A 2,309-nucleotide genomic window follows, 5' to 3' on the forward strand; every position below is an offset into this window, starting at 1 on the left:
AGGCTTGTCGTGCTCGTTCAATCCCATCTGCGCCAGAATGGTGCGGCTCAGCGTTGTCAACGTCGCCTGCCCGATCAGCGTCATGGTCGACACGCTGATGCCGATGGCACCTTCGATAGCGAGTTGCAGGTCCACTGCCAGCAGGGAGTCGACACCTACCTCATCGAGCGGCCGGGTCGGCGTCAGCACGCTGGCATCAACCCGCAGCGCCGCCGCGATCACCTCACCGAGGAGCGCGGTCAGTGCCGCCATCCGATCTTCGTGAGCAACGGTGACGAGCTTGGCTCGAACTGCCGCGGCCTGCCCGCCATCGAGCCGTTCCAAATGCGGCGCGCAAACATGGTGCAGGCGCGTGGTGCGGGTGCCGCGCGCGTCGTAGACGGAATAGCGCCCCCAATCGATTGCCGCCGATACTGCCACTTGCGCTACCCTTTCGTGCAGCGCCAGGCTTAGGCCTGCCAGGGCCGTGCGCACGGGAAGAGGGGGCAGGCCAATCTGCCGCAGATGCGCCTCGATCGCTGGATCGGAAGCCATGCCTGCGTCGCCGATCGTGCCGAGATTGATGCTCAACCCGGGCAACCCGGCCGCGCGACGCGCATGCGCAATGGCGTCGAGGCCCGCATTCGCAGCGCAATAATTTGCCTGCCGCGGATTACCGACCAGTTGCGCGATGGAGGAAAAAAGGACGAAATGGTCGAGCGCCCGACCGCGCGTTGCGCGGTCCAGCGCCACTGCGCCGAGCAGCTTCGGCCGCAGTACGCTGCTTATGTCGGCATCCGTCAGCTCCAGTACCGGCTTGTCCGCCAGTGTGCCGGCGGCATGGAACACGCCGCGCAGCGGCGCCGTCGCCGTGTCCAACGCGGCCACGGTGGCGTGCACGTCGACGACGTCGGAGGTATCAAGTACCAGTGCCACTGCCTCACTACCAGCCGCACGTATTGCAGCGAGCAACGGCTCGGCGCCCGGTGTGCTGGCGCCGCGACGGCCGGCGACCACCACGCGTCCGGCGCCAGAGGCGGCGAGCCAGAGCGCCGTCTCCTTGCCGAGCGCCCCGAAACCGCCGGTGACCAGATAGGTACCGTCGCGCCGCAGCGCCGGGCGGTAATCGGCCCGGACGATCATCTGGGCGTCACGCTCCAGCTTGACGATCTGCAGGTGATCGTGGCGCCCGTTCCATTCGGCCAGTGTTATTGGCGTCGCCGGCACTGGCAGTTCGTGCTGGGCCGCCGCGGCCATGATCTCGGCGAAACGGCCAGGAGTGGCGCGCTCACTGCTGGAAAGCGGCCGGAGCAGCATTCGCGCCTGCGCCGGTAGCGAGAAGGAGTTTGCGTCAGGACTGAGATCAACCAGAATGCCGCACGGCGCCAACCAGCGGCCGAAGCCGAAACGACGCGACCATTCAGCGAGCGGCGCCGCGATCAGGTCGTAGGCGCTGCCCAGATCGGTTTCGCGCCAAGCTTCCGGATCAGCCGGCATCAGATCGACTACGCCGCCGGCGCGCCGCAGCAAGGCCGCCAGCGTCAGGCCCAGAGCGTCGCTGGTCAGCAGGGCACGCTGACCCGGCTGCCAGTCGAGCTGCGCCATCAAGGTAACCGCCGGCACCTGGGTTACCGCCGCACCGGCGCCAACAGCCGCATCCAGCGGCTCGGGCCAGCCGGCCAGCACGGCAGTCGCGGCCGGGAGGTCCAGCATTGTCGCCGGTTGCACCAGATGCTCAGGTGCGATGCCGCAGACCCGCTCGCCCAACGCACGCTCCTGCCCCTCCTCGGCCACTACCGCGATGCGACCCACAAAGCCGAAGATGCGATGCTCAGTGGTGCTTTGCTGGGGAAGCAGGCACAGGGCCTCGACCTCCAGCCGTAGCATGTCCGCCGCAAGGGGAGGCAGCCGTCGTTCATTCAGGCAATCCTGCTCCAGCAAAAGCTTGGTGCCAGCCTCCAGGCATAGCTGCTTCAGTGGCAGTTCGGCGAACAAGCCGGACGCACGCAGCAGGGGCGCCAGCCGCCGCCCGGCGCGCAAGGCGATCTCGCGTTCCAGCCCCTGCACCAACAGTGCTCCCAGCAGGGCAGCGGGGTCCGGTGCGTTAGGATCGACATCGACCGAGTCGAGGGTCAGGTCTTCGAGTTCGGCATAGGCGACGCGGGCGAAGCCGATCAGCGCTGCCTGCGCGGGCACCGGCGCGTCACCCGGAGCGGCTGCCACGCCCCCGCGCGTCACTAGCACGATGCGAGGCATTGACTCACGCATGATCGCGAAGCCGGACAACGTCGCCCGCAAGCGGCTCAATGCCGTTTCGCCCGCAGGGTCGG

1 protein-coding gene is annotated in these 2,309 nt (G+C 67.9%); it reads right to left on the minus strand.

All coding sequences use genetic code 11. The annotated features are described in order from the left end of the window. On the minus strand, nt 1–2,235 hold a 2,235-nt coding region (locus D2K64_RS23350; protein WP_120010800.1), incomplete at its 3' end, for a beta-ketoacyl reductase. Nucleotides 2,236–2,309: the final 74 nt, after the last annotated feature.

The organism is Teichococcus vastitatis, assembly GCF_003604215.1.
GTDB lineage: Bacteria > Pseudomonadota > Alphaproteobacteria > Acetobacterales > Acetobacteraceae > Pseudoroseomonas > Pseudoroseomonas vastitatis.